Origin of the sequence: Streptomyces sp. 6-11-2 (assembly GCF_006540305.1) — a bacterium.
Lineage (GTDB): Bacteria > Actinomycetota > Actinomycetes > Streptomycetales > Streptomycetaceae > Streptomyces.
The window spans coordinates 1,152,049-1,177,415 of the sequence record NZ_BJOR01000001.1; the positions used below are offsets into that span (position 1 = coordinate 1,152,049).

The window sequence follows — 25,367 nt, forward strand, 5'->3', positions numbered from 1 at the left end:
GTGACGGACAGTCGGGACGCCGTTGCCGGCGCGATGAACCCCGGGGGCGCGTGCAACCGCGACTGGTGGCCGGGCCGGCTCGACCTGGCCGTCCTCCGGAAGCACCCCGCCATGGCCGACCCCATGGGCGAGCGCTTCGACTACGCCGCGGAGTTCCGGACGCTCGACCTCGACGCCGTGGCGCGGGACGTCGACGAGGTGCTGACGACATCGCAGGAGTGGTGGCCGGCCGACTTCGGCCACTACGGGCCGCTCGTGATCCGGATGGTGTGGCATTGCGCCGGGACGTACCGCGTCGACGACGGCCGCGGTGGCGCGGGCGCCGGCATGCAGCGTTTCGCGCCGCTGAACAGCTGGCCGGACAACCGCAACCTCGACAAGGCGCGCCGGCTGCTGTGGCCGGTGAAGAAGAAGTACGGCCGCAAGATCTCCTGGCCGGACCTGATGGTCTTCGCGGGCAACCGCGCCCTGGAGACGATGGGCTTCACGACCTTCGGCTTCGCCGGCGGCCGGGCGGAGGTCTGGGAGCCCGACGAGGACGTCTACTGGGGTCCCGAGCGCGCCTGGCTCGGCGACGAACGCCACGGGGGCGTCCGGAAGCTGGAGAGTCCGCTGGCCGCCGACCAGATGGGCCTCATCTACGTCAACCCGGAGGGTCCGAACACCGTCCCGGACCCGCTCACCGCCGCCCGGGACATCCGCGAGACGTTCCGGCGCATGGGGATGAACGACGAGGAGACCGTCGCTCTGATCGCGGGCGGCCACACGTTCGGCAAGACCCACGGCGTGGCCGACCCGGACACCTGCCTCGGCCCCGAACCCGAGCGCGCCCCGCTCGAACAGCAGGGCCTGGGCTGGAAGAGCGGGTACGGCACGGGAAAGGGAGCGGACGCCATCTCCAGCGGGCTGGAAGGCACGTGGACGCCCACCCCGACGAGGTGGGACAACGGCTTCCTCGAGACCCTGTTCGGCTACGAGTGGGAGCTGGAGCTGAGTCCCGGCGGTCTGTGGCAGTGGATCCCGAGGGACGGCGGCGGGGCCGGCACCGTGCCGGACGCCCACGACCCGTCGGCGACCCACGCCCCGACGATCCTGACGACGGACCTCGCGCTGCGGTCGGATCCGGTCTACGAGCCGATCGCGCGGCGCTTCCTGGAGCACCCGGACCAGCTCGCGGACGCGTTCGCACGCTCCTGGTTCAAGCTGACGCACCTCGACATGGGCCCGGTCCGGCGCTACCTCGGGCCGCTGGTCCCCCGGGAGACGCTGCGCTGGCAGGACCCGGTCCCCGCCGTGGACGACGAATCGGTCGGGGCGGCGGACATCGCCGCGCTCAAGAGCCGGGTCCTCGCCTCCGGGCTGTCGGTCTCCCAGCTCGTCTCGACGGCGTGGGCGTCGGCCTCGACGTTCCGCGTCAGCGACAAGCGGGGCGGGGCGAACGGCGCGCGCATCCGCCTGGAGCCGCAGCGGAACTGGGAGGTCAACGACCCCGGCACGCTGGCAGGGGTGCTGCGCACCCTGGAGGGGATCCAGGAATCCTTCAACAGCGCCCAGACCGGGGACAAGAGGATCTCGCTGGCCGACCTCATCGTGCTCGGCGGGGCCGTCGCCGTCGAGCAGGCCGCCAGGACCGCCGGCCACGACGTCCAGGTCCCCTTCGCACCGGGGCGCACGGACGCCGCCCAGGAGTGGACCGACGTGGAGTCCTTCGCCCCGCTGGAGCCGGCCGCGGACGGGTTCCGCAACTACCGCGGCAAAGGCGGCCGACTGCCGTCGGAGCACTCGCTGGTCGACCGTGCGAACCTGCTGGACCTGAGCGCGCCCGAGATGACCGTCCTCGTGGGTGGCCTGCGGGTGCTGGGCGCCAACCATCGGCAGTCGCCGCTGGGTGTCTTCACCTCGGCGCCCGGGTCGCTGACCAACGACTTCTTCGTGAATCTGCTCGACATGGGCACGGAATGGAGCCCGACGTCCGCGACCGGGGAAACCTTCGAGGGCCGCGACCGCGCCACCGGCGAGGTCAAGTGGACCGGCAGCCGCGTCGACCTCGTCTTCGGCTCGGACTCCGAGCTGCGTGCCCTCGCCGAGGTCTACGCGAGCGACGACGCGCGGGAGAGGTTCGTGCGGGACTTCGTCGCCGCGTGGGACAAGGTCATGAACCTCGATCGGTACGACCTCGCCTGATTCCTCCGCCCCTCCCGACGGCGGCACTTCGGGTACGAACGGTGGCTGGTCGCGGACGAACGGCATGCGCCGCCCGGTGTGATTCCTCCGGCGTAGCGTGCTCTTTGATGACCAATTTTTTACTGTTTTCGGCGCGAATTCATAAATTCGTGAATTCAAGGTCCCTTCGGATTCGGGTGAGGAGAGTGAAGCCCCGATGACGACCGCGCAGGAACGGTCCAGCCTCCTTGACAAGATCGGGTTGGCCGGACAGAACAAGGCAGCGCTGGGGCAAGTGCTGGGAACCGGAAGCATTGGGCAGGCCACCGTGAGGCCGGACGGCCGCATGGAGGCCACCATTCGCATCCACCCGGACGAGCTGGCCTGGGATCCCTCCATTCTGGTCATGCCCCATGGAGGCGATATCGAGCTCGAACTCGTCAATGACGACCGGAACACGCACTGTGCGCTCCTGCCCAGCAATGGCGACCGGAAGTTCATCTGGCTGGTGAACCATTCGCGAGGACGGGCGGCCCTCAACCTCGACGGACCGGGCTACTACTGGTTCGGCTCCCCCACCGGCAATGACGAGGGCCGGGGTCTGACCGGGGCCATCGTCGTCATGGGTGACGCTCCGCCGGAGGCCCGCCTCGACCGGCCCGAACAGCCGCGGCCGTAGGAACAAGGAGGTGGAGCACATGGCCGTCGAGTACGTGGACGCGGGCTGGGCCGTCGACCAGGGAAGCCTGAGCGGCAAGGTCGCGGGCGGGGACATCGCGCCGCCCGTGGTGGCCGGCGTCGACTACGAACGCCTGCTCAACGCCCGCGAGGAGCCCCAGAACTGGCTCACCTACTACGGCGCCTACGACGGGCAGCGGTACAGCCCGCTGGACCAGATCAACACGGAGACCGTCAAGCGCATGGTCCCCGCATGGGTCTTCCAGGCCGGCACGACCGGACTGATCGCGGGCGCGTCGACCTACTCCTTCGAGGCAGCCCCGATCGTCGTCGACGGGGTCATGTTCCTCTCCGGCTGGGACGGCTGGGTCTGGGCCCTCGACGCGAAGACGGGTGTGGAGATCTGGCGGTACAAGCACGCGGTCCCCTTCGACGTGTCCCTGTGCTGCGGGAACGTCAACCGCGGGGTCGCCGTGGCGCAGGGGAAGGTCTTCTTCGTCACCGCGAACGCCCGTGTGCTCGCGCTCGACGCCACCACCGGCAAGCGGGTCTGGGACAGGACCTACGGAGACGTCCGCGCCGGGGAGAGCGCCACCCTCGCCCCGCTGGTCGTGAAGAACCTGCTCATCGTCGGCAGTTCCGGCGGCGAGTTCGGCGTACGGGGCCACCTCGACGCGTTCGACCTCGAGACAGGCGAGCACCAGTGGCGCTGCTACACGGTGCCGAAGCCCGGGGAGCCCGGCTCGGAGACCTGGCCCGCCGACGGCGAGGCCTGGGCCCGGGGCGGGGCGAACTGCTGGGTCACCGGCACCTTCGACCCGGAGACGAACCTGCTGTACGTCGGCACCGGCAACCCGGCGCCCGACTTCGACGGAGCCGTCCGCGAGGGCGACAACCTCTTCACCGACAGCATCATCGCCATCGACGTGGACAGCGGTCAGATCCGCTGGCACTACCAGTGCACCCCGCACGACGTGTGGGACTACGACAGCATCGCCGAGTGCATCCTGTTCGAGCGGGACGGGCGCAAACTGCTCGGGCACTTCGACAAGAACGGCTACTTCTTCGTCCTCGACCGCACGAACGGCGCGAGGGTCGGGATCACCCCCTTCGTGGACCGCATCACCTGGGGAGCGATCACGAGGGACGGCCAGGTGACGGCGAAGGCGTACCCGGACGAGGAGGGAGTGCCGGTCCACTTCTACCCGGGTCCGGCCGGTGCCAAGGAATGGACGCACGCGGCCTACAGCCCGAAGACCGGGCTCTTCTACGTCCCGGTCCAGGACACCGGGGCCACGGCCACCCGGCGGCGCCGGGAGTTCAAGGAGAGCATTCCGTACTGGGGCGCGGGCGTTCAGGTGGACATCGAGGACATGGCCGGGTCCATCAGCGCGTTCGACGCGAGCGGCGAGGAGAAGTGGCGGTGGCGCAACGAACTCCCGATGTGCGCCTCGGTGCTGGCCACCGGCGGTGATCTGGTGTTCGCCGGTGAGGCCTCCGGGGAGTTCAACGCGCTCGACGCCCGTACCGGGGAACTGCTGTGGCAGTTCCAGTGCGGAAGCGGCCACCACAGCAGCCCGACCGCCTACATGGTCGACGGCAGGCAGTACATCGCCGTGCCCGTCGGCTGGGGCGGATGGGCCGAGGGATTCCTCCCCGGCATGCTCGGCGCGGGGCACGGAAGCGCCCTGATGGTCTTCGCCCTCCCGGAATCGCCGTAGCGCGTGACCGGAACCTGCCCCCTTCGGGCAGAGAGGATTCGGGCAGAGAGGAGGTGCATCCATGGAGTCTCAGCTCGAAGTGCTGGAAGCGCTCGAAGTGTGGGAGCCGCCCGAGTTCGAGGAGATCGCGGTCGCGGCCGAGGTGACCATGTACGTCGCCCGGATGGAGGACTAGGGGACTGACGGACTGGCGGACGTGGGACGGCGCCGGACCCGGTCCGGCGCCCCCCCCGAGGGTCCAGTACGGCCACGGACGACCGGGCCGGGCGACGGACCCGGACCTCTTCGACGAACGGAGTGCCGGCGTGTTGCTGCGCGTGCTGGGCTCGGCGGCGGGGGGCGGCTCCCCGCAGTGGAACTGCGGCTGCCCGGTGTGCGTCGCGGTCCGCTCCCGGGGCCTCGCGCGCACCCAGTCGTCGGTCGCGGTCAGCGCCGACGGCCGCCGGTGGTTCCTCATCAACGCCTCGCCCGACGTCCGCGCCCAGATCGAAGCCTTCCCCGCACTGCACCCGCGTGACGACCGGACGACGCCGCTGGAGGCGGTGCTCCTCACCGACGCCGAGCTGGACCACACGCTGGGCCTGCTGCTGTTGCGCGAGGCCCGCGCCCTGCGGCTGTACGCCACACCGGCGGTGCGCGAGACCCTGTGCGTCGGCTCGGGAATCCTGCGCACGCTCGAACGCTACTGCCCGGTCGAGTGGCGGGCGGTGCCCCCCGGCGCCGGCCTGGCCCTGGCCCTGGCGGACGGGCTGTCCTGCCGGGCGTTCGACGTGCCCACCGGCAAACGCGACCGGTTCGGAACCGGGCAGGACCACGGCCGCGTAGTGGGCTACCGGCTGACCGACGAGCGCACCGGCGGGACGCTGGTGTACCTGCCGGGGGTGCAGTCGCTGGCGCCGGCGGTGCGCGGGGAGATCGAGGGCTGCGCATGCCTGCTGATCGACGGGACCTGCTGGAGCGACGACGAACTCATTCGGCTCGGCCTGGCCGGCAGGACGTCCAGGGAGATGGGCCATCTGCCCATCGACGGCCCGGACGGCAGCCTGGCGCAGCTCCCGTCGCTGGGCGTGCGGCGGACGGTCTTCGTGCACATGAACAACACCAACCCGATCCTTCTGGAGGACACTCCCGAGCGTCGTATCGTGGAGAAGAGCGGCATGGAAGTGGCTACGGACGGCCTAGAGGTCCAGGTGTAGAGCCGTGACGACAACGACCACGAGAACCGGCGCCGACGGCTTCGTCGAGGCGTTGCGGGCCCACTCGCGGCGCTACCACGACCAGCACCCGTTCCACGTCCGGATGAACGCCGGCCGGCTGAGCCGCCGGCAGGTGCGGGGCTGGGTGGCCAACCGCTTCTACTACCAGGAGAACATCCCCCGCAAGGACGCCGCGATCCTCTCCAACTGCCCCGACCTGGAGGTCCGGCGCCGCTGGATCCGGCGGATCACCGACCACGACGGCACCGCCGCCGGCGAGGGCGGCATCGAGGCGTGGCTGCGCCTCGGCGAGGCCGCGGGGCTGACCCGCGAGGAGGTCCGGGACCACCGGCACCTGGTGCCCGGGGTGCGGTTCGCCGTCGACGCCTACGTGAACTTCGCCCGGACCCGCCCGTGGGTGGAGGCGGTGGCGTCCTCGCTCACCGAGCTGTTCGCGCCCGATCTGATGGCGGCGCGGCTGGCCGCGTTCGAGCGGTGGTACCCGTGGATCGACCCCGAGGGCCTCGCCTACTTCCGTACCCGGCTGGAGCAGGCGCCCCGCGACTGCGAGCACGCCCTCGAAGTGGTCACGGCGCACTGCCTCTCCGCCGAGTCCCAGGCACGCGCCGTCGACGCGCTGTCGTTCAAGTGCGACGTCCTGTGGAGCCTGATGGACGCCGTCGACCAGGCCTATCCGGAGTGACCACCATGGACCCGACCCCCACCGGAACGACCCGGACCACATCCGGGACCCGCCCCTTCGTCGAGGTGTCCGGCACGGACCGGCCCCGCCTGGCGCGCCATGTGCGGCTGGCCTACTCCCGGACCAGGCAGCGTCCGGTCCTGCTGCACCCCGAGACGGTGGTGGTGCTCAACGGCAGCGGCGCGGAGATCCTCAAGCTGTGCGACGGGCGGCACACCGTGGCCGAGATCATGGCCGAGCTGGGCACACGCTACGAGTCCGTCCCCGACGACCAGGTGCGGCGGTTCCTGGCCCGGCTCGTGGCCCGGCGCTGGGTGGAGCTCGCCGATGGATAGCCCGTTCGGGTTGCTCGCCGAGCTCACCTACCGCTGCCCGCTGGCCTGCCCGTACTGCTCCAACCCGCTGAACCTGGGCGACTACCGGGACGAGCTGACCACCGACGAGTGGCGGCGGGTGCTGGCCGAGGCGGGCGATCTGGGGGTGCTCCAGTGCCACCTGTCCGGCGGGGAGCCGCTGCTGCGGCGCGACCTGGAGGAGATCGTGGCGGACGCCCACGACCTGGGTCTCTACACCAACCTCATCACCAGCGCCGTCGGGTTCTCGCGTCCGAAGGCCGAGCGGCTGCGGGCCGCCGGCCTGGACCACGTGCAGGTCAGCATCCAGGCCGACGAGCCGGCCGTGTCCGACCGGATCGCCGGGATCCCGTCCTTCGAGCGCAAGGTCGAGGCGATGGGCGTGGTCAAGGAGCTGGGCTGGCCGCTCACCGTGAACGTGGTGCTGCACCGGTACAACATCGACCGCGTCGCCGACGTCCTCGGGCTGGCCGAGAAGGCGGGCGCCGACCGGGTGGAGCTGGCCAACACCCAGTACTACGGCTGGGCCTGGCGGAACCGTGACGCGCTGCTGCCGAGCCGGGCCCAGCTCCAGGCGGCCGAGGTCGTCGTACGGGCCGCCCGCGAGCGGTTGCGGGACCGGATGGACGTCATCTACGTCCTGCCCGACTACTACAGCCGCTACCCGAAGCCCTGCATGAGCGGCTGGGCCTCCCGGCAGCTGACCGTGACGCCGAACGGTGACGTCCTGCCCTGCCCGGCCGCCCAGTCCCTGCCGTTGCCGCGGGCCAGCGTGCGGGAGGACTCGCTGGCGCGGATCTGGGCCGAGTCCCCGGTGATGACCGCGTTCCGGGGTACCGACTGGATGCCGGAACCGTGCCGGAGCTGTCCCCGGCGGGAGGTGGACTTCGGCGGGTGCCGCTGCCAGGCGTTCCTGCTCACCGGCGACGCCGCCCGCACCGACCCGGTCTGCCATCTGTCGCCCGACCACGACCTGGTCGCCCGGGCGGTCGAGGCCGCCAACGCCGGCTCGCGCGCCGAGGCCCTTCGGCTGATCCCCCGCTCGCACCGGGGCCGCCGGCCGGATCGAGCGGGCCGGGCCGCCTCCGGGGCCGAGTGAGCGGTCGTACTAGCCACCGAACACCAACGGCAGCACCGCCGCCGCGATGATCAGGCTGACCCCGCTCACCAGGTCCGCGCGGATCCGGACGAGGCGCGCCGCGGCCCGCCCGAGCTGGAGCCCGATCAGCGACATCACCGCCGTGATGAGGCCGAAGACGGGGGCCGAGAACCACGGCGAGAGCCCGAGGATGCCCAGGCTCGCGCCGGCGACCAGGTTGTCCAGGCTCAGCGTCAACGGGATGCCGAACAGCGCCCACGGCTGGTCCAGCTCGTCCGGCTCGGGGTTCCGGAGGGACGAGATGACGAGGTAGAGGCCGTACCCGCCGAGCGCGACCGCGCCCACCACATCGGCGACGCCCCCGACGGCCTCCCCGATTTCACGGCCGATGAGCAGCCCGACCAGCGGCATGACCGCGTCCCACAGCCCGAAGGTCAGCGCGACCTGCATCGCGCGCTTCAGACCGAAGGGGACGGTGCCGAGCGCTATCGACACCCGGAAATTGTCCAGGCCGAGTACGAAACCCAGGCCCAGCATTTCCCAGATCATCGCGACGTCACTGCCCCGACGTCACTGCCCGATGACGACCGACGCCGGCGTGAGCGGCTGTGCCTCGGCTCCTACCCGCCATAATCAGCCATAATATAGGGCGATTTGCCGGAATTCCGCCCCGTATGGGGGTAGCCGGGTCAGCCGACGCGTGCGGCGAACGCCTCGTAGGCCCGGTCGTCGAAGAGGACGAACCGAACCTCTTCGACCGAGGTGCCGGTCTCCCTCACGGTCTCCATCGCGATCCGGGCCGCGTCGCCCATCGGCCAGCGGTAGACGCCGGTGGAGATCGCCGGGAACGCCACGGTGCGGGCGCCCAGCTCGTCGGCGACGCCGAGGGACGCGCGGTAGCAGGAGGCCAGCAGGTGCGAGCGGTCCTCGGTGCGGCTGTGGACGGGGCCGACGGTGTGGATCACCCAGAGGGCGTCCAGTTCGCCGGCCGTGGTGGCGACCGCCTGGCCCGTGGGCAGGCCTTTGCCGTAGCGGGAGGCGCGCAGGGCGCGGCACTCCTGGAGGATCGCGGGGCCGCCGCGGCGGTGGATGGCGCCGTCGACGCCACCGCCCCCGAGGAGGGAGGAGTTGGCGGCGTTGACGATCGCGTCGGCGCGCTGCCTGGTGATGTCGCCCTGGACGAGCGTGATGACGGTGGTCATGTCTGCCGCAGCCTCCTCCAGACGGCCTTCGCTGCGTTGTGCCCCGACATGCCGTGCACGCCGGGGCCGGGCGGGGTGGCCGACGAGCAGATGAAGACGGCCGGGTGCGGGGTGCTGTACGGGAACAGCGACGGCTTCGGGCGCAGCAGGAGCTGGAGCCCGGAGACCGAGCCGGAGGCGATGTCGCCGCCGACGTAGTTGGCGTTGCGGGCGGCGACCTCGGGCGGGCCGGCGGTGGCGCGGGCGAGTACGCGGTCGCGGAAGCCCGGGGCGAAGCGTTCCAGCTGGCGTTCCACGGCGTCGGTGAGGTCGCCGGTCCAGCCATTGGGGACATGGCCGTACGCCCAGAAGACCTGCTTGCCCGCGGGGGCGCGGGTGGGGTCGGCGACGCTGGGCTGGACCGTGATGAGGAAGGGCCGGTCGGGGGCGCGGCCCTCGCGGGACGCGGCGCGCAGCGCGGTGCCGATCTCGGCGCTGTCCGCGCCGATCTGCACGGTGCCGGCGCTTCGGGGCTCCCGCGCGGTCCACGGCACCGGGCCGTCCAGGGCGTAGTCGATCTTGAAGACGCCGGGGCCGTAGCGGTAGCCGTCGTAGTAGCGGCCGAGGCCGGCGATACGGGCCAGCGCGGTGGGCGAGGTGTCGAAGACGTACGCCCGCGCGGGCGGCAGGTCGTCGAGGCGCTTGACCTCGTAGTCGGTGTGCACGGCGCCGCCGAGGTCCTTGAGGTACGCGGCGAGGGCGTCGGAGATCGCCTGGGAGCCGCCGCGGGCCACCGGCCAGCCGCGGGCGTGCGCGGCGAGTGCGAAGATCAGGCCGACGGCGCCGGTGGCGAAGCCGCCGAGGGGGGCCATGACGTGGGCGACGAGACCGGCGAAGAGGGTCCTGGCCCGCTCGTCCCGGAAGCGGCGCATCAGCCACGTGGACGGGGGCAGGCCGACCAGGCCGAAGCGGGCCAGGGTGACCGGGTCGCGCGGGAGCGCGGTCAGGGGCAGCGACATGAAATCGCGGGCGAGGGTGTCCCACCTGGGCAGGAACGGCTGAACCAGCCTGCGGTAGGTGCCCGCGTCGCGCGGCCCGAAGGAGGCGGCCGTCTCGGCGACGGAACGGGCCAGCACGGCCGCGGTGCCGTCCGGGAAGGGGTGCGCCATGGGCAGCTCGGCGTGCAGCCACTGCAGGCCGTAGCGCTCCAGGGGCAGGGCGCGGAACGCGGGCGAGTTGATGCCGAGGGGGTGCGCGGCGGAGCAGGGGTCGTGCCGGAAGCCGGGCAGGGTGAGCTCCTCGGTGCGGGCACCGCCGCCCACGGTGTCCCGCGCCTCGAACACCGCCACGTCGAAGCCGCGGCGGGCGAGCTCCACGGCAGCGGTCAGTCCGTTCGGCCCCGCACCCACCACGACCGCATCGAGCATCGACGGCACCTTCGGACCCCCTAGTCAGCCGATGGCCACTCGGCCCCAGGATATGCCGCACCCCTGACACCCCGAGGGCGGGGCAGCGGGCCCGGGAACGGGGCGGTGTCGCAGGGGCTTGCCGGGATCGGGGGGCCGAGGCCCAGCGTGACCGGACTCGCCGGGGTCGGGGTCGGCCGTACCCGGACTCGCCGAGGTCGGGACCGGTGCCCGCCATACCCGGACTCGTCGGGATCAGGGCGCCGGGGGCCTTACACGCCGGGCGAGGGGGTGTGGGCGTCCGGGGCGGTGAGGAGGCCGGTGATGTGGCGGGCCGTCGCCGTGTCTCGCGCCGCTGTGAACGGCAGGGTGTTGCCGCCCGTGATGCGGAAAGGAGTGCCGGTCAGGGTCAGGTGGGTGCCGCCGGCCTCCTCGACCAGGAGGAGGCCCGCCGCGTGGTCCCAGGCCGCCTCCCAGCAGAAGGCCGTGGCGTCCAACTCGCCCCGGGCGACGGCCAGATACTCCAGCCCCGCCGACCCGCAGGGGCGCGGCGCGACACCGTCCGACCACAGGCCGCGCAGGGCCCGCTTCTGTTCGTCCGTCGTGTAGTCGGGGTGGGACGTGGCGACTTCGAGGGGCCGCCCCGGCTCGGGCGCACCGCAGCGCAGGCGTACGCCGTCGAGGAAGGCGCCCTGACCCCGTACGGCCGTGGCGAGTTGGTCGCACGCCGGCGCGTACGTCCAGGAGGCGAGCACGACCCCGTGCCGGGCGAGGGCCACCAGGGTGCAGAAGCCGGGGTCGCCGTGCACGAACTGCCGTGTGCCGTCGACCGGGTCGACGATCCAGACGGGGGCGTCGCCCCGTATCGCCTCGTAGACCGCCGGATCAGCGTGCACCGCCTCCTCGCCGACCACGACCGAGCCCGGCAGCAGGGCGCCGAGCGCGTCCGTGAGGTACCGCTCGGCCAGCCGGTCCGCGTCCGTCACCAGGTCGTGCGGTCCGGACTTCTGGTCCACCTCGTGCTCCGCCAGCCGCCGGAAGCGGGGCATGATCTCGGCCGCGGCGGCCTTGCGGACCGCCTCCTCCACGTCGGCCGAGTGACGTGCGAGAAACTCTTCGATGGTTTCCGTCTCTTCGATCATGTCTCTATGAGACCATGCCCCACTGACATTCCCCGCCGGGCCGGTGCACTCCGGATGGAATCGGCGTGAACACCCGTCATCGGACATCCCGGTACGTCCGGTGCAGGCCCGCGGCCGGCGCGCGGCGGAAGCCGGCCGGCCTCACCGGCCGACCGCGTACCCCTGCATCCCCCGCGGGTTGGCGGCCGCGGACAGGATGCCGGTCTCGGGGCAGCGGGCGACGGCACACAGGCGGCCCTCGGACCACGGCCCGCCGACGGTCACGTCATGGCCGCGGCGCCGCAGTTCCCTGACGACCTCCGCGTCCATGCGGGACTCGACGGTGACGCTGCCGGGGCGCGTCCCACGCGGATAGAAGGAGCCGGGGAAGCTGTCGTTGTGCCAGTTCGGCGCGTCGATGGCGCCCTGGAGGTCGAAGCCCCCGCGGACGGCGGCGCGCAGCGCGACCGCGAGGAGGAAGTGCAGCTGCCACTGGTCCTGCTGGTCCCCGCCGGGCGTGCCGAACGCCATGACGGGCACCCCGTCGCGCAGCGCGATCGAGGGGGTGAGGGTGGTGCGTGGACGGCGGCCCGGTGTCAGCGAGTTGGGCAGGCCCTCCTCCAGCCAGGCCATCTGGAGCCGGGTGCCGAGCGGGAAGCCCAACTCGGGCACGACGGGGTTGGACTGGAGCCAGCCGCCGCTGGGGGTGGCGGCGACCATGTTGCCCCAGCGGTCGACGACGTCGATGTGGCAGGTGTCACCGCGCGTGCCGCCGTCGGCGGCCACGTCGGGTTCGCCCGGCACGGGTGAGGCGGGGCTCTTGGCGAACGTCGGCTCGCCGACGCCCATCGCGTCGAACTCGCCCTCGCCGGCGGCCACCGCGTGCGCGTGCGTGCTCAGCCGCGGGACGCGCCCGCCGGGGCTGCCGGGCCGCAGCTCGTACGAGGCGGCGGCGCCGACCAGCCTGCGCCGCTCGGTGTTGTACGGCGCCGACAGCAGCTCCGTCAGCGGCACCTCGGCGGCGTCCCCGTACCAGGCCTCCCGGTCGGCCATGGCGAGCTTGCAGCCCTCGATGAGCAGGTGGACATAGTCGGCGGAGCCGTACGGGGGCAGTCCGGACGGGAGGAGGGCCAGTTGCTGGAGGAGCACCGGGCCCTGGCTCCAGGGGCCGGCCTTGCACACGGTCCAGCCGTTCCAGTCGTACGTCGCCGGAGTCTCGTAGGTCGCGGACCAGGCGGCGAGGTCGGCGGCCGTCAGGGTGCCGGTGTGCCGTTCGCCGCTGGTGTCCAGCGTCGGCCGCCCGGCCTGCCGGACCAGCGCCTCGGCGATGAAACCGGTGCGCCACGCCTCCCGCGCGGCCTCGATCCGCGCCTCCCGGTCCCCCGCGCCGGCGCTCTCGGTGAGCACCCGCTTCCAGGTGGCGGCGAGCGCGGGGTTGCGCAGCAGCGTGCCGGGGCGCGGCGAGTGTCCGCCGGGCAGGTAGACCTCGGCGGACGAGGTCCACTCGGTCTCGAACAGCCGCCGCACGGTCTCGACGGTCTCGCCGACGCGCTCCACGGGCGCGTGCCCGTGCTCGGCGTACCCGATGGCGTACTTGAGGACGTCGTCGAGGGACTTCGTGCCGTGGTCGCGCAGCAGCACCATCCACGCGTCGAACGCGCCCGGCACGGCGGCGGCCAGCGGGCCGGTGCCGGGTACGAGGTCCAGCCCGAGCGCCCGGTAGTGCGCGACCGTGGCCCCGGCCGGGGCGACACCCTGCCCGCACAGCACCCGTACCTCACCGCCGGCCGGGGCGAGCAGGATCGGCACCTCACCGGCGGGCCCGTTCAGGTGCGGCTCCACGACGTGCAGTACGAAGGCCCCGGCCACGGCCGCGTCGTAGGCGTTGCCACCGTCCTCCAGCACGGCCATCGCCGACTGCGAGGCGAGCCAGTGGGTGGAGGACACCATGCCGAAGGTGCCCTGGAGGGTGGGCCGGGTGGTGAACATGCGGTGTCTTACCTCGCTGTTTCCGCGCGTCGGTCGGTCCGGGCGAACGACCTCATCTCACCGCACGTCCGCCGGCAGCTCAATCCTCCCGGCGTACGCCCCCTGGTTCTCCTCACCGACATGCTGCTCGAACGTGATGTCGGCGCCGCCGTACGGGATCAGGAAGCCGAAGTCCAACCGGTGACTCCTGATCCGGTACGTCTTCGCCTCCAGGACCAGCACTTCGTCAAGGCCGGAGAGCGTCAACCGGGCATCCTCGACGGCCACTCCCACCGTGCGGAGCTGTTCAGCCGTCGGGGCGAACTCGCGCTTCGCCTTCTTCGCCCAGGCCCGGTCCGCGACAGCACTCAGCTTCCGCTTGCCGCTCGCGACGCGGAGTTCCACCGTGCCGTCGCCCGTCCCGGTCACCTTCACGTCTCCCCCGGTGGCCTTCGCGTACGTCCGGAACTCCTCGACGACCGCGACCGGGTCCTCGACCTTGTTCCGCATCTCCGGGTCGGTGACGGGTGCGTGCTTCCAGGGCGCGTCACCCTCCCTGAGGTAGGCGGTGCCGTCGACGACGTAGATCTCCTCGTTCTTCCTGGTCCCCTTGCTGCTGGTGGTGACGCCCTCGGACCGCAGCACCTCCGGCTTCATCGAGCTCCGGACCGTGGCCCGATAGGTCGCCGCGTTCTTCTGCCCCTGAAGAGTGAGCCCCTCCTCCCCCTTCACGGAGAAGGTCCAGGCGGGCTCCTCGGCCATCGCCTTCGCCGCGAGGTCGAGGAAGTCCAACGGCGACTCGGGCGTCGCGGACGGCTCGGGCGTCGCGGACGAAGGCGCCGCCACCTCGGGGCTTCCCGCCGCCCCGGCCGGCTCCCCCGCCTCAACTCCACATGCGTCCAGTGAGAACACGAGCGGGAGTACGAGCACAAGGGCAGACCGGAGGCGAGTTCGCATGGACCTTTTCCTTACGTCACGGCGGAGCGGCGCGGACTGTACAGCAACACTCGGCCGCGATCATCCCGACGGTCATTCCGCGCATATCGACACACACGACGGCTCGTCCTCGACCTCATCACTCCGGAACCCGGACGCCCCGCACCCGGTCTGCACAGCGGCGCTGCACAGCGGCGACACCATCGACGATCCAGCCCTCGTGAAGGAGTACCGCAGGTCGTACGATCTGCTCAGGGCCGCCGCACTGCCTCCGGAGGCGTCCCTCGCCCTGATCGAGGAAACGGCTGAGGATGACCGAAATGGCAAGCAGCGGGGTTGACTTGACCACCGCCATCTGGCGCAGGAGCAGCTACAGCAACGGCGACGGCGGGAGCTGCGTCGAGGTCGCCGACGGTCTCACGGGTGTCGCCCCCGTCCGCGACTCCAAGCTCTCCCGCGGCCCGGTTCTCACGGTCACGGCCCCCGCCTGGACGTCGTTCGTCACGGCTATGAAGAACACTCCCGCCCCACAGGCTTCGTAGGCTCCGACTGGCGCTTCAGCACGACGGCTCGGCGCCACCCGGCTGGACGTGGTGCGTCCTCACCGCGTCTTTCTACGCGCATGGACCGGCGCCCTACGCGCATGGACTGGCGCCGAGTCTCCGTTGTATCGAGAAAGGCTCAGAATCCGTGTCGTTTCCCCCGCCGTCCCCTCCTCCTCAGCCGCCCGCGTCCGCGCCCGGCCCCGGACAGCCCTGGGGGCCACAGTGGAACCCGGCGGGGCAGCCGGTTCAGCCGACGCTGAACGGCTTCGCGGTCACGGCACTGGTGACGTCACTGGTGTGCCTCGCACCCCTGGGATTGATATTCGGCATCGTCGCGCTGGTGCAGATATCCAGGAAGGGACAGCGGGGCAAGGGGCTCGCGATTGCCGGGATCTCCGTCTCCGGTGCCGTTCTGCTGCTGGCCGCCCTCGTCGCGGGGACGGCCGACTTCAAGGTGTGGACGCTTCCCGGCAGAGACAGCAGCGGCGAGGTCACGAGAAGCGGGTGGACCACGATCCTCTCACTCCGTACCGGTGACTGCTTCAACCCGGGCACCGAGATAGAGCGGGACAAATCAACACTGAATGACGCGAGTGTGGAGCTGGTGCCGTGCGACACGTCGCATCGAGGGGAGGCCTACGCCTCCTTCACGCTCTCCGGACAGCGGGACTTCCCAGGCACTGACACGATCGCGGCGATCGCGATGCCGCGGTGCGCGAAACTCTTTCTCGAGTACTCGCTCGACCCGGTGGCCCACGGGCCGTTGCAGACCTACTACTACTATCCGGCCGAACGGAGCTGGGCAGCCGGGAATCGCACCGTGCGGTGCTGGGTGGCCCCGAAGGGCGACGCCGAACTCGACACCACGGTCAAGCGCGACGCGTCCGATCTGGACTCCGGTCAGCTGGCCTTCCTCTCCGCCGTGAAGCCGCTGAACGCGGCAGGCGTGCTCCGTCCGGCGGAAGGCCCCCGGCAGGACCTCGCCGGAGCCAAGGCCTGGGCCGGCCAGATGGCCGAGGCGCAGGCCGAGACCATCCGGCTGCTCAAGGACGCCGACCTGCCCGGGGCTCAGCGGCCGGCCGGACAACTCGTGGCGGAGCTCGAAGCGGGGTTGCCGTTCTGGCGGCAGGCCACCAAGGCGTCCGACGCGGACACCTTCCTCGGGCATCTGCGCTCGGTGAACGAGCACAACGGAGACACGTACGTCCGCCGGATCCGAGAACTGCTGGACCTGCCCCTGCCCAGCGCACAGCCGACGCAGGCACGCCACGACGGGGCCGCCCCGGCATCCACAGCTCAAACATCCACCGCTCCGGCACCCGTGTGACCTCGCCCGCTCCCACCCGGCCCGCGGGAACACCATGGAAGCCCGCGGTGTTGGTCTGCTGCGGCAGATCGGAGGTCGGACGGTGCATGGTGAGTACAAGGTCCCGGGCGGCAAGCTCGTCGTCGTGGACGTGGAGGTCGAGGACGGCTCGCTGCGGCACGTACGCGTGGCGGGCGACTTCTTCCTGGAGCCGGACGAGGCCCTGGAGGCCGTGAACCGCGCGCTGGAGGGCGCACCCGCGGACACCGCCGCGGCGGGCCTGGCCGCCCGCATCGACGCGGCGCTGCCCGAGGGCACCGTGATGTACGGGCTGACGTCCGAGGGCGTCGGGATCGCGGTGCGCCGCGCGCTGGCGCACGCCACGGACTGGACGGACTACGACTGGCAGCTCGTCCACGAGGGCCCGCAGTCCCCCGCGCTGCACATGGCACTGGACGAGGTGCTGACGGCGGAGGTCGCCGCGGGCCGGCGTCCGCCGACCCTGCGCGTGTGGGAGTGGGCCGCGCCCGCGGTGATCATCGGCAGTTTCCAGTCGCTGCGCAACGAGGTGGACCCCGAGGGGGCGGCGCGGCACGGCGTCGAGGTGGTGCGCCGGATCTCCGGCGGCGGCGCGATGTTCGTCGAGCCGGGCAACACGATCACGTACTCGCTGTCGGTGCCGGAGGCGCTGGTGCAGGGGCTGTCCTTCCAGGACAGCTACGCCTACCTGGACGACTGGGTGCTCGGCGCCCTCGGCGACATGGGGATCCGGGCCTGGTACCAGCCGCTGAACGACATCGCCACCGACCAGGGAAAGATCGCGGGCGCCGCGCAGAAGCGGATGGTGGGGCCGGGCGGAGGTCCCGGAGCGGTGCTGCACCACGTGACCATGTCGTACGACATCGACGCCGGCAAGATGCTGGAGGTGCTGCGGATCGGGCGGGAGAAGCTGTCCGACAAGGGCATCGGGAGCGCGAAGAAGCGGGTGGACCCGCTGCGCCGGCAGACCGGGCTCGCCCGCGAGGCGGTCATCGCGCGGATGGTGGAGTCCTTCCGCGCCCGGTACGGGCTGACGGACGGCAAGGCGACCGACGAGGAGCTGACCCGCGCGCGGGAGCTGGCGCGGACGAAGTTCGGTTCGGAGCGGTGGACGGCGCGGGTGCCGTAGCGTCCAGGCGCGCAGTCACCGGCCCCGACTGCTCGGCGGGGACGGTGAGTTGCTCCGCGCGGCCTCAAGGGCCCTGCTCAGTTTCACCTCCCTCCGCCGGGACATAAACGGCAAACGGTACGTCAGGAGCGGGCGGCCGTAACCGCGCGGGCACGGAGCGGAGTACCGCTTCCGCCACACGGGGAGTCGTGTGACACTGAGGTTCCGTCCGCGGTGCGGAGTCGCTCCCCACCGCGTCCGTCCCCCACACGAGAAGTGCGCCGTGCGTGAACTTCCTCTCCCTCTCGCGCTCACCGCGCGACTGAGTCCGGTCGTCGTGCTCGCCTGCGCGGGCTGGGCGTTGACGTCCGGCCCGTTCGCCGCCTCCCCGGCCGCCGCCGGTCCCAAGGCCGCACAGCAGGAGGACCGCGGCGCCGACGACGGGGCGTCCTCCGAGCCGTCCGCTCCGTCGTCGACCGCGGTGACCAAGACGTACGCGTCCGCCCCCGCACCGTGCACCAGCGTCGCCGAGAAGACGATCACGTCCCTGGTGCCGGGCGCCAAGGCCGCGGGCAAGGAGATCCCGTCGACGGACACCAACGTGCGCCGGACCTGCTCCTGGAACGCGCTCAAGGACTACGACTACCGCTGGCTCGACGTGTCCTTCGAGATCATGGCGACGGACGAGGCGGCGCTGAAGTCGTACGAGCAGCGGACCACCGACAAGAGCGGCGGCGGGGCCGTGCCCGGTCTCGGTGACAGCGCCTACTCGGTGGTGAACCTGACCACCGAGGACAAGCAGGAGACCCGCGAGGGCGTGGTGCTGGCCCGCGCCGCCAACGCGATCGTGGTCGTCACGTACAACGGCAGCGACTTCGAGTCGAAGAAGGCGCCGAGCACGGACGAGATCAACAAGGGCGCCATCAAGGCCGCCAAGGAGGCGATGGCCGCCCTGGAGAACGGTCGCACGGGCTGACCGTCCTCCCAGGGCGGTGAAACGCTTCGAACGGTGACGCGCGTCAGACGGTGGCCCGCTGCCGGCCGCGCGCCGCCATCAGCAGCAGATACAGCACCAGCGAGGTGCCCAGGCCCACTGCCCAGCCGTAGTCGGCGAGGGACTTCAGGGCCGGGATGGGTCGGCCGTCGATCAGCGGGTGGAAGTCCGCGCCGCCGATGGCCAGCACGCCGCCCACCACGAAGGCCACGACCGCCCGCCAGTTCCAGCCGCCCTCGTACCAGTAGCGTCCGCCCGCGCGGTACAGGTCGCCCAGGTCCAGCCGGGAGCGCCTGAGGACCCAGTAGTCGGCGATGAGGATGCCGGCGACCGTGCCGAGCAGTCCGCCGACCAGGCCGAGCCAGGTGAAGATGTAGCCCTGCGGGTCGGCGTACAGCTTCCACGGGCACATCACCACGGCGAGCACGGCGGTGACCAGGGCGCCGGTGCGGAAACTGACCTTGCGCGGCGCGACGTTGGAGAAGTCGAAGGCCGGGGAGACCATGTTGGCCGCGATGTTGACCGACAGGGTCGCCACCAGCACGGTGACCAGCGCGTACACCAGGCCCACCACGTTGTCCGTCTTCGCCGCCAACTGCACCGGGTCCCACACCGGTTCGCCGTACACGGCCTGGGAGCCGGAGGTGACCAGCACGGACAGGAACGCGAACAGGGTCATGGTCGTGGGCAGTCCGAGCGCCTGGCCCCGGGTCTGCGCCTTCTGGCTCCTGCCGTACCGGGTGAAGTCCGGGATGTTCAGCGACAGGGTGGACCAGAAGCCGATCATGCCCATCAGGGAGGGCGCGAACAGTCTCCAGAAGTCCGCTCCCCAGCCCAGTTTCGACGGCTGGTCGAAGAGCGGGCCGAGTCCGCCGGCTTTGCTGCTCATCCACCACAGCATCACGAAGGCGCCGACGAGCACGAAGGGCGCCGCCCAGTTCTCGAACCGGCGGATGGTCTCCATGCCCCGGTAGATGACGGCCACCTGGATCAGCCAGAAGATGGCGAACGACAGCCACATCGTCCAGGCGTGGCCGCCCACCTTCGCGGCGTCCGTCCAGCCGCTCCCGATCAGTTTCCCGGCGAGGAAGTAGATCGCCTCGCCGCCGATCCAGGTCTGGATGCCGAACCAGCCACACGCCACCAACGCCCGTACGACGGCGGGCAGGTTGGCGCCGCGCACGCCGAAGGAGGCGCGCGCGAAGACCGGGAAGGGGATGCCGTACTTGGGTCCCGCGTGCCCGGTGAGCAGCATGGGGACGAGCACAATCAGGTTGGCCAGGGCGATGGTGAACACCGCCTGCTTCCAGTCCATCCCGACGGCGATCAGACCGGAGGCCAGGGTCCAGGAGGCCGTGTTGTGGGCCATGCCGACCCACAGTGCGGAGAAGTTGTACGTGGTCCAGGTGCGCTGGGCGACCGGGACGGGCAGCAGGTCCGCGTTGGCGTAGGGGCCGCTGGGCGGCGGAGTGCCGGGGGCGATCTCCACCCGCCCATCGGCGAGGGTGACCTGCGCGGACGGCGGTATGGCCGGAGGAGCGGTGTCGGTCATGGGCAGCCCAATCGATGAGACGGGTCGAAACGGGGCGGTGCGGGCGCCCGGCCCCTCCCCGGGGAGGTGGGGAGGGGGGACAGAGGGGGGATGGGAACAGCACTCGGGGACTCAGGAGTTGACGGCCGGGATGATCTGCTGCCCGTACGCGTCGATCACGGCTTCCTGCGCGTCGTGCATGTCGTACACGGCGAACTGGTCCACGCCCAGCTCACGCAGCGCGTTCAGCTTCTCGATGTGCTTCTCGACCGGTCCGACCACGCAGAACCGGTCGACGATCTCGTCCGGCACGAACTGCGTGTCCGGGTTGCCGCTGCGCCCGTGGTGGGCGTAGTCGTAGCCCTGGCGGGCCTTGATGTAGTCGGTGAGTTCGTCGGGGACGGCGGCGGAGTGCTCGCCGTAGCGGGTGACCAGGTCGGCCACGTGGTTGCCGACCATGCCGCCGAACCACCGGCACTGGTCGCGGGCGTGGGCGAGCGCCTCGGGCGAGTCGTCGGCGGTGACGTACGCCGGGGCGGCGACGCAGATCTTCACCTCGGACGGGTCGCGCCCGGCCGCGGCCGCCGCGTCCTTCACGGCCTTCACCATGTACTCGGTCAGATAGAGGTCGGCGAGCTGGAGGATGAACCCGTCGGCCTCCTCACCGGTCATCTTCAGCGCCTTGGGGCCGTACGCGGCCATCCACACGGGCAGTTCCGCGCCCGGCTTGATCCACGGGAACCTGATCACCGTGCCGCCGAGGTCGGCCTCCTCGCCCCTGCCCAGCGCCCGGATGACCTTCATCGCCTCGCTGATCCGGGCCAGGGTGTTGGGTTTGCGGCCGGCCACCCGCATCGCGGAGTCGCCGCGGCCGATCCCGCAGACCGTGCGGTTGCCGAACATGTCGTTGAGGGTGGCGAAGGTGGAGGCCGTGACCTCCCAGGTGCGGGTGCCGGGGTTGGTGACCATGGGGCCGACGGTCAGCTTCTCGGTGTTCGCGAGGATCTGACTGTAGATCACGAACGGCTCCTGCCAGAGCACGGCGGAGTCGAAGGTCCAGCCGTAGCGGAAACCGTTGTGCTCGGCGCGCTTCATCAGGCTGACCACGCGCGAGGCCGGCGGGTCGGTCTGCAGGACGAGTCCGAAGTCCATGGGCGGCACTCCTAGTCGAGGTACTGGCAGGTGGAGCGCGGGGTGTAGACGCCGTGCCCGGCGTGCCCGGTGTACTCCCGCTCGGTGATGACGGGTTCGCCGCGGGAGAGCACGGTCTCCACCCGGCCGGTGATCCGCCTGCCCTCGTACGCCGAGTAGTCGACGTTCATGTGGTGGGTCTCGGCGGACATGACCTGCTCGGCGTGCGGGTCGTAGATGACGACGTCCGCGTCGGCGCCCGGCGCGATCGTGCCCTTCTTCGGGTACATGCCGAACATGCGGGCCGGGGTGGCGCAGGCGATCTCGATCCAGCGGCGGCGCGAGATGTGCCCGTCGACGACGGCCTGGTGGAGCAGGTCCATCCGGTTCTCCACGCCCGGCATGCCGTTGGGGATCTTGGAGAAGTCGCCGCGGCCGAGTTCCTTCTGGCCGGTGAAGCAGAAGGGGCAGTGGTCGGTGGAGACCACCTGGAGGTCGTTGGTGCGCAGGCCCTTCCACAGGGCCGCCTGGTGCTCCCTGGGGCGAAGGGGCGTCGAGCACACGTACTTGGCGCCCTCGAAGCCGGGCTCGGCGAGGTTGTCGGTGGACAGGAACAGGTACTGCGGGCAGGTCTCGCCGAAGACGTGCAGTCCCTGGTCGCGTGCCCTGGCCAGTTCGGCGACCGCCTCCTGCGCCGAGACGTGCACGACGTACAGCGGCGCGCCCGCGACCTGGGCGAGCCGGATGGCGCGGTGGGTGGCCTCGGCCTCCAGCAGGGCCTTGCGGACCTCTCCGTGGTAGCGCGGGTCGGTCTCGCCGCGGGCCAGTGCCTGTTCGACCAGGACGTCGATGGCGATGCCGTTCTCGGCGTGCATCATGATCAGCCCGCCGTTGTCGGCGGCACGCTGCATGGCGCGCAGGATCTGCCCGTCGTCGCTGTAGAAGACTCCCGGGTAGGCCATGAACTGCTTGAAGGAGGTCACGCCCTCCTCCACCAGGAGGTCCATCTCCTTGAGCGTCTCCTGGTTCACATCGGAGACGATCATGTGGAAGCCGTAGTCGATCGCGCAGTTGCCCTCGGCCTTGGCGTGCCAGGCGTCCAGGCCCTCGCGCAGGGTTGCGCCGACGGTCTGGATGGCGAAGTCCACGATCGTGGTCGTGCCGCCCCAGGCGGCGGCCCGGGTGCCGGTCTCGAAGGTGTCCGCGGCGTAGGTGCCGCCGAAGGGCATCTCCATGTGGGTGTGGCCGTCGACCCCGCCCGGGATCACGTACTTGCCGGTGGCGTCGATGGTCCGCTCGGCGGCGAACGCCCCGGCGGCCGGGGTGCCGGAGGCGGCGAGGGCGGCGATGCGGCCGTCCTCGATCAGGACGTCGGCGTGGATCTCGTCGGCGGCGGTGATGACGAGGCCGCCGCGGATGACGGTGCGGCTCATGCTCCCTCTCCTTCCGGTCGGGTGTGCACGGTGGGTCGCGGGTCCCCGGTCAGGGCGCGGTCAGCGGCTCGTACGTGCCCGGGGCGCGGTCGCGGTAGAACTGCCAGCGGTCGCGGACCTCGCGCAGCTTGGCCAGGTCCAGATCGCGCACCACGAGTTCGGTGTCCTTGTCGCTCGCCGGTTCGCCGACGAACTGCGCCTCCGGGTCCACGAAGTACGAGGTGCCGTAGAAGTCGTTGTCCCCGTGCTCCTCGACGCCCACCCGGTTGATCGCGCCGACGAAGTACTCGTTGGCGACGGCCGCCGCCGGCTGCTCCAGCTGCCACAGGTAGCCGGACAGTCCGCGCGAGGTGGCCGACGGATTGAAGACGATCTCGGCGCCGGCCAGTCCGAGGGCCCGCCAGCCCTCCGGGAAGTGCCGGTCGTAGCAGATGTAGACACCGATCCTGCCCGCCTTGGTGTCGAAGATCGGCCAGCCGCTGTTGCCGGGCCGGAAGTAGAACTTCTCCCAGAAACCCTTGACCTGCGGGATGTGGGTCTTGCGGTACTTGCCGAGGTAGGAGCCGTCCGCGTCGATCACGGCGGCGGTGTTGTAGAGGACGCCGGGCTGCTCCTCCTCGTACATCGGCAGCACCAGGACGAGGCCGAGTTCCTTCGCGAGCGCCTGGAAGCGCCGGACGATCGGGCCCTCGGGGATCTGCTCGGCGTACTCGTAGAACGCGGGGTCCTGGACCTGGCAGAAGTACGGTCCGTAGAACAGTTCCTGGAAGCACAGCACCTGGGCGCCCTGCGCGGCCGCGTCGCGGGCCGCCTGCTCGTGGACCTGGATCATGGATTCCTTGTCGCCGGTCCACGCGGTCTGGAAGAGGGCGGCGCGGATCACCTTGCTCATCGGGACCTCCACTCGCTGGATGTGCGGGGAGCGTAGAAAGCCGGCGGCTCCGCTTTGAGGTGCACCGTGTCACGTCTGCGGGGGCGGTGCGTGCCACCGTGTCACTCCGGGTCCGTCCCATGTCTCACCACCGTTCTCCCGGCCGTTCTTCCGGCTCACTCCTGTTGCGCGTCGTGCGCGAGGAGCGCGATGTGCACCGAGGCGGCCTGCTCGAAGTCGTCGAGGTCCACCCCGAGGCACGCCTGTATGGACTCCAGGCGGCGGTAGAGCGCGGGCCGGGAGACGTGGTGGAGCTGGGCGGTGCGGGACTTGTTGCGGCCCGTGGCGAGGTAGGTGCGCAGCACGGACAGCAGGTCGTCGTCGGCCCGTCGCAGCAGGCCGTCCAGTTCCCGCTCGGCGAAGGACTGCACGTGCGGGTCGTCGCGCAGCAGCCGGACCAGGCCGCGCAGGTGCACGTCCTTCAGGCGTACGACGGCCGGGAGGTCCAGGGCCGCGGCGGAGTCGGCCACGGCCCGGGCGACGTGCCGCGCCTCGCGCAGCCCGGCGGGCACGTCGTCCCAGACGGTGCGTGCGTCCGCGGCGGCGACGACCGTGCGGTCCGCGCCGGATCCGCCGCGCAGCCGGACCGCGAAGTGCTCGGTGAGGGCGTCGGCGTCCTGGTCGCGGGCGAGGCTGAGCAGCACGGCGGTGGCGCCCTCGGTCAGCTCGGCGACCAGCCCGGGAAGGCCCAGCAGGCGCAGCAGCCGGTCGAGTCCGGCCACGTCGCCGTCCGGTACGACCAGCGGTACGAAGCTGCGCCGGTTGACCGGCAGCCCGGCGGCCCGTGCCCGGGGCAGCAGCTGCCGGGCCGGTACGGCTCCGCCCACGAGGTCGGTGAGCAGGCTCTGCGCGGACTGCTCCTCCCAGGAGCAGCCGGCGTTGCGGCCGAGCATGCGGTGCAGGACGAGGGCCTCGGCGGCGCGGTCGGCCAGCAGCCGTCCGGTGGCGCTGTCGCCGCGGTGCCCGCACAGCACGATCCGTCCCCACCGCTCACCGCGTCCGCCCAGTTCGGCGCGGATCCAGCCGTCGCCCTGCCCGGCACCGGCCTGCCGGGCGATGCGCTCCCAGTCCCGCAGCACGTCGTCCACCGCCGACCGTTCCCCCGCCGTGGCCAGGACGCGGTGGGCGAGGTTGGCGACGACGACGGGGCAGGCGCTGTGCTGGGCGATCTCGTCGAGCAGTGCCTGGAGCGGGGCGCCCGCCGTGATCAGCGCGGTGAGGGCGGTGCGTACGGCCTCCGACAGGCTGACGGAGGCGAACTTGCGCCGCACCAGCCGGGACTGGACCTCCTCGGTCAGCTCGGCGAAGGGGAAGGGGCGGTGCAGGACGACCAGGGGCAGCTGGCACCGCTCGGCGGCCCGGCGCATCACGTCCGGCGGCGTGGGGAAGGCCCGGCCCAGGCCCAGTACGACGGCCGCGGCCTCCGCGCGGTGCAGGGAGCGGATGTACTCGGCCTGTTTCTCCTCGTCGCCGGCGAGCAGCACGCCGGTGGTGAGGACCATCTCGCCGCCGCTGAGCATCACGCCGACGTCGGCGGCCTCGGCGACGTGCACCCAGCGCACGGGCCGGTCGAGGTGGCCGGCGCCGGCCACCACCTCGGGCTCCCCCGCGAGCACCCGCTCCAGGGTGAGGACCTGGCGCACCGACAGGGCGGGTTCCGGCGGGTTCCAGGTGGTCGGGGGTGTGTCCGAGGCGGTGGTCATGTCGACGTTCCCCTCTGCGTACGGTCCGGTTCGCCTCCGCTAGTGCTGTGACCGTAAAGGTTCACCGGCTCGCGACGCCCGGCACGGCACCCCCCCAGCCTTCGGCCGGGGGTACCCCCAC

24 protein-coding genes are annotated in these 25,367 nt (G+C 71.5%); 13 read left to right on the forward strand and 11 right to left on the reverse strand.

The window, feature by feature from the left end:
* Positions 1–33 precede the first annotated feature (33 nt).
* The 8 genes from katG (at position 34) to pqqE (ending at position 7,913) form a co-directional block, all read left to right on the forward strand.
* Positions 34–2,184, forward strand: a complete 2,151-nt coding sequence (gene katG / locus TNCT6_RS04620; RefSeq protein ID WP_141366096.1) for a catalase/peroxidase HPI — start codon at positions 34–36, stop codon at positions 2,182–2,184.
* A gap of 196 nt (positions 2,185–2,380) precedes the next feature.
* On the forward strand, positions 2,381–2,842 hold the full coding sequence (locus TNCT6_RS04625) for an MSMEG_3727 family PQQ-associated protein (RefSeq protein ID WP_141356833.1): 462 nt from the start codon (positions 2,381–2,383) through the stop codon (positions 2,840–2,842).
* A gap of 19 nt (positions 2,843–2,861) precedes the next feature.
* Positions 2,862–4,562: a PQQ-dependent dehydrogenase, methanol/ethanol family gene (locus TNCT6_RS04630; RefSeq protein ID WP_141356835.1), complete on the forward strand. Its 1,701-nt coding sequence runs from the start codon at positions 2,862–2,864 to the stop codon at positions 4,560–4,562.
* Positions 4,563–4,623: 61 nt separating this feature from the next.
* A complete protein-coding gene (gene pqqA, locus TNCT6_RS04635; protein ID WP_141356837.1) occupies positions 4,624–4,737 on the forward strand; it encodes a pyrroloquinoline quinone precursor peptide PqqA in 114 nt (37 codons plus the stop codon).
* A 130-nt stretch (positions 4,738–4,867) separates the two neighbouring features.
* Positions 4,868–5,758, forward strand: coding sequence for a pyrroloquinoline quinone biosynthesis protein PqqB (pqqB, locus tag TNCT6_RS04640; RefSeq protein ID WP_141356839.1), 891 nt, complete (start codon positions 4,868–4,870; stop codon positions 5,756–5,758).
* Between the two features lie 4 nt (positions 5,759–5,762).
* Positions 5,763–6,461 carry a pyrroloquinoline-quinone synthase PqqC gene (gene pqqC, locus TNCT6_RS04645; RefSeq protein ID WP_141356841.1) on the forward strand — a complete coding sequence of 233 codons (699 nt, stop codon included), beginning with the start codon at positions 5,763–5,765 and terminating at the stop codon, positions 6,459–6,461.
* Between the two features lie 5 nt (positions 6,462–6,466).
* Positions 6,467–6,796: a pyrroloquinoline quinone biosynthesis peptide chaperone PqqD gene (gene pqqD, locus TNCT6_RS04650; RefSeq protein ID WP_141356843.1), complete on the forward strand. Its 330-nt coding sequence runs from the start codon at positions 6,467–6,469 to the stop codon at positions 6,794–6,796.
* Positions 6,789–7,913 (forward strand): pyrroloquinoline quinone biosynthesis protein PqqE, encoded by a 1,125-nt coding sequence (gene pqqE / locus TNCT6_RS04655; protein WP_141356845.1) that lies wholly within the window; start codon positions 6,789–6,791, stop codon positions 7,911–7,913. Before pqqD ends, pqqE begins: the two co-directional genes overlap by 8 nt.
* Before the next feature lie 9 nt (positions 7,914–7,922).
* Here pqqE and TNCT6_RS04660 read toward each other — a convergent pair whose 3' ends face one another.
* The 6 genes from TNCT6_RS04660 to TNCT6_RS04685 all read right to left on the reverse strand — a co-directional run bounded on the left by TNCT6_RS04660 (position 7,923) and on the right by TNCT6_RS04685 (position 14,435).
* A complete protein-coding gene (locus TNCT6_RS04660) occupies positions 7,923–8,450 on the reverse strand; it encodes a manganese efflux pump (protein ID WP_253266024.1) in 528 nt (175 codons plus the stop codon).
* 152 nt (positions 8,451–8,602) lie between these two features.
* A complete protein-coding gene (locus tag TNCT6_RS04665; RefSeq protein ID WP_141356849.1) occupies positions 8,603–9,115 on the reverse strand; it encodes an O-acetyl-ADP-ribose deacetylase in 513 nt (170 codons plus the stop codon).
* On the reverse strand, positions 9,112–10,521 hold the full coding sequence (locus TNCT6_RS04670) for an NAD(P)/FAD-dependent oxidoreductase (protein ID WP_141356851.1): 1,410 nt from the start codon (positions 10,519–10,521) through the stop codon (positions 9,112–9,114). Before TNCT6_RS04670 ends, TNCT6_RS04665 begins: the two co-directional genes overlap by 4 nt.
* 251 nt (positions 10,522–10,772) lie before the next feature.
* Positions 10,773–11,642, reverse strand: a complete 870-nt coding sequence (locus TNCT6_RS04675; RefSeq protein WP_141356853.1) for an inositol monophosphatase family protein — start codon at positions 11,640–11,642, stop codon at positions 10,773–10,775.
* A 141-nt stretch (positions 11,643–11,783) separates the two neighbouring features.
* Positions 11,784–13,610 carry a gamma-glutamyltransferase family protein gene (locus TNCT6_RS04680; RefSeq protein ID WP_141356855.1) on the reverse strand — a complete coding sequence of 609 codons (1,827 nt, stop codon included), beginning with the start codon at positions 13,608–13,610 and terminating at the stop codon, positions 11,784–11,786.
* Positions 13,611–13,667: 57 nt separating this feature from the next.
* A complete protein-coding gene (locus tag TNCT6_RS04685) occupies positions 13,668–14,435 on the reverse strand; it encodes a hypothetical protein (protein ID WP_253266025.1) in 768 nt (255 codons plus the stop codon).
* Between the two features lie 109 nt (positions 14,436–14,544).
* On the opposite strand from TNCT6_RS04685, the gene TNCT6_RS42015 reads away from it, so the two are divergent.
* From TNCT6_RS42015 to TNCT6_RS04710, 5 genes are all read left to right on the forward strand, one after another.
* Positions 14,545–14,865, forward strand: coding sequence for a Scr1 family TA system antitoxin-like transcriptional regulator (locus TNCT6_RS42015; RefSeq protein ID WP_373996148.1), 321 nt, complete (start codon positions 14,545–14,547; stop codon positions 14,863–14,865).
* Positions 14,846–15,067: a DUF397 domain-containing protein gene (locus TNCT6_RS04695; protein ID WP_141356859.1), complete on the forward strand. Its 222-nt coding sequence runs from the start codon at positions 14,846–14,848 to the stop codon at positions 15,065–15,067. Before TNCT6_RS42015 ends, TNCT6_RS04695 begins: the two co-directional genes overlap by 20 nt.
* Before the next feature lie 148 nt (positions 15,068–15,215).
* A complete protein-coding gene (locus TNCT6_RS04700) occupies positions 15,216–16,397 on the forward strand; it encodes a DUF4190 domain-containing protein (RefSeq protein ID WP_141356861.1) in 1,182 nt (393 codons plus the stop codon).
* An 82-nt stretch (positions 16,398–16,479) separates the two neighbouring features.
* Positions 16,480–17,544 (forward strand): biotin/lipoate A/B protein ligase family protein, encoded by a 1,065-nt coding sequence (locus tag TNCT6_RS04705; RefSeq protein WP_141356863.1) that lies wholly within the window; start codon positions 16,480–16,482, stop codon positions 17,542–17,544.
* A gap of 262 nt (positions 17,545–17,806) precedes the next feature.
* Positions 17,807–18,499: a hypothetical protein gene (locus tag TNCT6_RS04710; RefSeq protein ID WP_141356865.1), complete on the forward strand. Its 693-nt coding sequence runs from the start codon at positions 17,807–17,809 to the stop codon at positions 18,497–18,499.
* A 43-nt stretch (positions 18,500–18,542) separates the two neighbouring features.
* Here TNCT6_RS04710 and TNCT6_RS04715 read toward each other — a convergent pair whose 3' ends face one another.
* From TNCT6_RS04715 to TNCT6_RS04735, 5 genes are all read right to left on the reverse strand, one after another.
* A complete protein-coding gene (locus TNCT6_RS04715; protein WP_141356867.1) occupies positions 18,543–20,069 on the reverse strand; it encodes an NCS1 family nucleobase:cation symporter-1 in 1,527 nt (508 codons plus the stop codon).
* 111 nt (positions 20,070–20,180) lie between these two features.
* Positions 20,181–21,200: a TIGR03842 family LLM class F420-dependent oxidoreductase gene (locus TNCT6_RS04720; RefSeq protein ID WP_141356869.1), complete on the reverse strand. Its 1,020-nt coding sequence runs from the start codon at positions 21,198–21,200 to the stop codon at positions 20,181–20,183.
* 11 nt (positions 21,201–21,211) lie between these two features.
* A complete protein-coding gene (gene hydA, locus TNCT6_RS04725) occupies positions 21,212–22,612 on the reverse strand; it encodes a dihydropyrimidinase (RefSeq protein ID WP_141356871.1) in 1,401 nt (466 codons plus the stop codon).
* 49 nt (positions 22,613–22,661) lie between these two features.
* On the reverse strand, positions 22,662–23,504 hold the full coding sequence (locus tag TNCT6_RS04730; protein WP_141356873.1) for a nitrilase-related carbon-nitrogen hydrolase: 843 nt from the start codon (positions 23,502–23,504) through the stop codon (positions 22,662–22,664).
* A gap of 155 nt (positions 23,505–23,659) precedes the next feature.
* Entirely contained in the window at positions 23,660–25,246 is a 1,587-nt protein-coding gene (locus TNCT6_RS04735; protein WP_141356875.1) for a PucR family transcriptional regulator, read from the reverse strand.
* Between the last annotated feature and the right edge of the window lie 121 nt (positions 25,247–25,367).

Excerpts from the sequence above, each read along its gene's own strand:
- katG (WP_141366096.1), top strand. The coding sequence starts at position 34 with ATGAACCCCGGGGGCGCGTGCAACCGCGACTGGTGGCCGGGCCGGCTC.
- TNCT6_RS04625 (WP_141356833.1), top strand. The coding sequence starts at position 2,381 with ATGACGACCGCGCAGGAACGGTCCAGCCTCCTTGACAAGATCGGGTTG.
- TNCT6_RS04630 (WP_141356835.1), top strand. The coding sequence starts at position 2,862 with ATGGCCGTCGAGTACGTGGACGCGGGCTGGGCCGTCGACCAGGGAAGC.
- pqqA (WP_141356837.1), top strand. The coding sequence starts at position 4,624 with ATGGAGTCTCAGCTCGAAGTGCTGGAAGCGCTCGAAGTGTGGGAGCCG.
- pqqD (WP_141356843.1), top strand. The coding sequence starts at position 6,467 with ATGGACCCGACCCCCACCGGAACGACCCGGACCACATCCGGGACCCGC.
- pqqE (WP_141356845.1), top strand. The coding sequence starts at position 6,789 with ATGGATAGCCCGTTCGGGTTGCTCGCCGAGCTCACCTACCGCTGCCCG.
- TNCT6_RS04660 (WP_253266024.1), bottom strand. The coding sequence starts at position 8,450 with ATGCTGGGCCTGGGTTTCGTACTCGGCCTGGACAATTTCCGGGTGTCG.
- TNCT6_RS04665 (WP_141356849.1), bottom strand. The coding sequence starts at position 9,115 with ATGACCACCGTCATCACGCTCGTCCAGGGCGACATCACCAGGCAGCGC.
- TNCT6_RS04670 (WP_141356851.1), bottom strand. The coding sequence starts at position 10,521 with ATGCTCGATGCGGTCGTGGTGGGTGCGGGGCCGAACGGACTGACCGCT.
- TNCT6_RS04675 (WP_141356853.1), bottom strand. The coding sequence starts at position 11,642 with ATGATCGAAGAGACGGAAACCATCGAAGAGTTTCTCGCACGTCACTCG.
- TNCT6_RS04680 (WP_141356855.1), bottom strand. The coding sequence starts at position 13,610 with ATGTTCACCACCCGGCCCACCCTCCAGGGCACCTTCGGCATGGTGTCC.
- TNCT6_RS42015 (WP_373996148.1), top strand. The coding sequence starts at position 14,545 with ATGGACCTTTTCCTTACGTCACGGCGGAGCGGCGCGGACTGTACAGCA.
- TNCT6_RS04695 (WP_141356859.1), top strand. The coding sequence starts at position 14,846 with ATGGCAAGCAGCGGGGTTGACTTGACCACCGCCATCTGGCGCAGGAGC.
- TNCT6_RS04715 (WP_141356867.1), bottom strand. The coding sequence starts at position 20,069 with ATGACCGACACCGCTCCTCCGGCCATACCGCCGTCCGCGCAGGTCACC.
- TNCT6_RS04720 (WP_141356869.1), bottom strand. The coding sequence starts at position 21,200 with ATGGACTTCGGACTCGTCCTGCAGACCGACCCGCCGGCCTCGCGCGTG.
- hydA (WP_141356871.1), bottom strand. The coding sequence starts at position 22,612 with ATGAGCCGCACCGTCATCCGCGGCGGCCTCGTCATCACCGCCGCCGAC.
- TNCT6_RS04730 (WP_141356873.1), bottom strand. The coding sequence starts at position 23,504 with ATGAGCAAGGTGATCCGCGCCGCCCTCTTCCAGACCGCGTGGACCGGC.
- TNCT6_RS04735 (WP_141356875.1), bottom strand. The coding sequence starts at position 25,246 with ATGACCACCGCCTCGGACACACCCCCGACCACCTGGAACCCGCCGGAA.